Here is a 3,593-nt window from a genome sequence, read left to right on the forward strand (position 1 = left end):
CGCCCCGTTTCGAGCACGTAGCCGCGATCGGCCACGCCCAGCGCCTTGTTCGCGTTCTGCTCGACGAGGAACACCGTGACGCCTTCCTCGCGGATCATCCGGATGATGTCGAAGATCTGCGCGATCACGAGCGGCGCGAGGCCGAGCGTCGGTTCGTCGAGCAGCAGCAGGCGCGGCTTGCTCATCAGCGCGCGGCCGATCGCCAGCATCTGCTGTTCGCCGCCCGACATCGTGCCGGCCCGCTGCGTCGCCCGTTCCTTCAGGCGCGGAAACAGCTTGAACACGTGCTCGATGCCGTCGTCGATCTCGTGACGGCTCGCGAAGAAGCCGCCCATCTTCAGGTTCTCGAGTACCGTCAGGCTCGGGAACACGCGCCGCCCTTCCGGCGAGATCGCCATCCCCTGCCGCATGATCTGGTGCGTCGACATCCCGGTGATGTCCTTGCCCTCGAACAGCACGCGGCCCGACGACGCGCGCGGCGTGCCGCACACGGTCATCATCAGCGTCGTCTTGCCGGCGCCGTTGCTGCCGATCAGCGTGACGATCTCGCCCTTGTTCACCTCGATCGACACGCCCGCGAGCGCCTCGACCGCGCCGTAGTGCGTATGGACCTGTTCCAGCTTCAGCATCACTCTTCCCCCAGATACGCCTTGATCACGCGCGGGTCATTGCGGACCGCTTCCGGCGTGCCAATCACGATCGGCCGGCCGTGCTCCATCACGAGGATGCGGTCGGACACGCCCATCACGAGGCTCATGTCGTGTTCGATCAGCAGCACCGATACGCCGAACTCGCGGCGCAGCTTGTCGATCAGGTGCTGCAGCTCGATCTTCTCTTGCGGGTTGAGGCCGGCTGCCGGCTCGTCAAGCATCAAGAGGCGCGGCTCGGTGATCATGCAGCGCGCGATCTCCAAGCGCCGCTGGTGCCCATACGACAGCGTGCCCGCCGGCCGGTTGGCGACCGACGTCAGCCCCATCCGGTCGAGCCACACCGCCGCGCGCTCGAGCGCTTCCTTCTCGGCACGGCGATACGCGGGCGTCGAGAACAGACCCGGCAGCAGCCCCGCCTTCACCTTGCGGTGCTGCGCGACGAGCAGGTTCTCGACGACGGTCAGCGACTTGAACAGGCGGATGTTCTGGAACGTCCGCACGAGACCCTTCAACGCGATCTTGTGGCTCGGCAGCCCGCCAATCGCGTGGCCGTCGAGCACGACGTCGCCGCCGGTCGGCTTGTAGAAGCCGCCGACGCAGTTGAATACCGTGGTCTTGCCCGCGCCGTTCGGCCCGATGATCGCGAACACCTCATCGCGGCGCACGTCGAAATCGATGCCGTCCACCGCGAGCAACCCGCCGAAGCGCATCTGCAGCCCGGCGACCTTCAACAGTTCTGCATTCGCGCTCATTGCGGCAGCTCCACATGGGGACGGCTCGCGGGCAGCAGGCCCTGCGGACGCCACATCATCATCAACACCATCACCAGACCGAAGATCAGCATCCGGTACTCGGCGAAGCCGCGCGCGACTTCCGGCAGCACGGTCAGCAGGATCGCCGCGAGAATCACGCCGAGCTGCGAACCCATCCCGCCGAGCACGACGATCGCGAGGATCAGCGCCGATTCGATGAAGGTGAACGATTCAGGATTCACGAGGCCCTGGCGCGCCGCGAAGAACGCGCCGCCGATGCCCGCGAACGCCGCGCCGAGCGTGAACGCCGACAGCTTGATGCGCGTCGGGTTCAGGCCCAGTGAACGGCACGCGATCTCGTCGTCGCGCAGCGCTTCCCACGCGCGGCCCATCGGCATGCGGATCAGGCGGCTGGTGACGAACAGCGTGAAGCCAACCAGCACGAGCGCAAGCAGGTACAGGAAGATCACCACGTGGTCGCCGCTGTATTCCAGCCCGATCAGTTCATGGAACGTCTTCGCGCCTTCGACGCTCGCGCTGCGCACCATCTCGTAGCCGAACACGGTCGGCTTCGGGATGCCCGAGATGCCGTCCGGGCCGCCCGTGAGGCTCGTCAGGTTGTTCGCGAGCAGGCGGATGATTTCGCCGAAGCCGAGCGTGACGATCGCGAGATAGTCGCCGCGCAGCCGCAGCACCGGGAAGCCGAGCAGGAAGCCGAACGTCGCGGCCGCGATCGCGGCGAGCGGCAGGCACTCCCAGAACGACAGCCCGAAGTACTGGTTCAACATCGCGTACGTATAGCCGCCGACCGCGTAGAACCCGACATAGCCGAGATCCAGCAGCCCCGCGAAACCGACCACGATGTTCAGCCCGAGGCCGAGGATCACGTAGATCAGCGCGAGCGTCGCGACGTCCACCGCGCCGCGCGAGCCGAAGAACGGCCACACGAGCCCGACCGCGAGCAGCACCCAGACGATCACGCGCTGCTGCTGCGCGCCCATCGCGGGCATCGCCGGCAGCTTCACCGCCGATTTCGCGCGCACGAGCCACGGCTTGAACAGCTGGAACAGGAACACGGCCGCGACCGCGATCCACACCGGCCGCCAGTGCGGCGTGAGCACCACCTGGTAACCCTCGAGCTTCAGCTGCAGCCCGAGTACCGGAATCGTGAGGATCGCCGTCAGGAACGCGGCGGCCACGGCATTTTTCAGCGACTGGCCGACCGACGCGTCGGCGGCCGGGCGGCGAACGGAAATGACTTGACTCATCTGCGTCTCCCTCAAACCTTTTCGATGTCCGACTTGCCGAGCAGGCCGGTCGGGCGGAAGAGCAGGATCAGCACGAGCAGGCCGAACGCGACGACGTCCTTGTACTCGGCCGGCATGTAGCCCGCTGCGAAGGTTTCCGCGAGGCCGAGCAGCACGCCGCCGAGCATCGCGCCCGGGATGCTGCCGATCCCGCCGAGCACCGCGGCGGTGAACGCCTTGATGCCCGCGACGAAGCCGATATACGGGTTCAGCTTGCCGATCGTCAGCCCGATCAGCACGCCGCCGACGGCCGCCAGCATCGCGCCGAGCACGAACGTGAACGAGATCACGCGGTTCGTGTCGATGCCGAGCAGGTTCGCCATCTTCATGTCCTCCGCGCACGCGCGGCACGCCCGGCCCATCCGCGAATGCGAGATGAACAGCGTGAGCGCGATCATCAGCACGACCGTCACGCAGACGATCATCAGGCGCGAATACGGAATGGTTACGTCGAAATCGCCGCCGAGATGGATGTCGAACGCGCCGGAGATCAGCACCGGCACGGACACGTCGCGCGCGCCCTGGCCGATCTGCACGTAGTTCTGCAGGAAGATCGACATGCCGATCGCGGAGATCAGCGGCACGAGGCGCGGGCCGCCGCGCAGCGGCCGGTACGCGACGCGCTCGACCGCGAAGCCGTACAGCCCGGTGACGATCACCGACACGATCAGTGCGGCGCCGAGCACGAGCGGCAGCGGATAGCCGGCGGAGATGCCGATTGCGGTAAGGGTAACGAGGCCCACGTAGGCGCCGATCATGTAGATCTCGCCGTGGGCGAAGTTGATCATGCCGATGATGCCGTAGACCATCGAATAGCCGATGGCGATCAACGCATAGATCGCACCCAGCGTCAGGCCGTTGACCAGCTGCTGGGCGAATTGAGG

At 66.5% G+C, this 3,593-nt stretch carries 4 protein-coding genes; all 4 read right to left on the reverse strand.

What is annotated here, in order from left to right; all coding sequences use genetic code 11:
* A partial coding sequence (locus G3O06_RS47190) for an ABC transporter ATP-binding protein (RefSeq protein ID WP_205820178.1) occupies positions 1-629 on the reverse strand: 629 nt, incomplete at its 3' end.
* A complete protein-coding gene (gene livG / locus G3O06_RS47195; protein ID WP_174915963.1) occupies positions 629-1,402 on the reverse strand; it encodes a high-affinity branched-chain amino acid ABC transporter ATP-binding protein LivG in 774 nt (257 codons plus the stop codon). The genes G3O06_RS47190 and livG, both read right to left, overlap by 1 nt.
* On the reverse strand, positions 1,399-2,670 hold the full coding sequence (locus tag G3O06_RS47200; protein WP_174915964.1) for a high-affinity branched-chain amino acid ABC transporter permease LivM: 1,272 nt from the start codon (positions 2,668-2,670) through the stop codon (positions 1,399-1,401). Before G3O06_RS47200 ends, livG begins: the two co-directional genes overlap by 4 nt.
* A gap of 11 nt (positions 2,671-2,681) precedes the next feature.
* Positions 2,682-3,593 (reverse strand): high-affinity branched-chain amino acid ABC transporter permease LivH (livH, locus tag G3O06_RS47205; RefSeq protein WP_205820179.1); only part of this gene is annotated, 912 nt, incomplete at its 5' end.

This window comes from Burkholderia sp. Ac-20345 (genome assembly GCF_017104825.1).
Classification (GTDB): domain Bacteria; phylum Pseudomonadota; class Gammaproteobacteria; order Burkholderiales; family Burkholderiaceae; genus Burkholderia; species Burkholderia lata_B.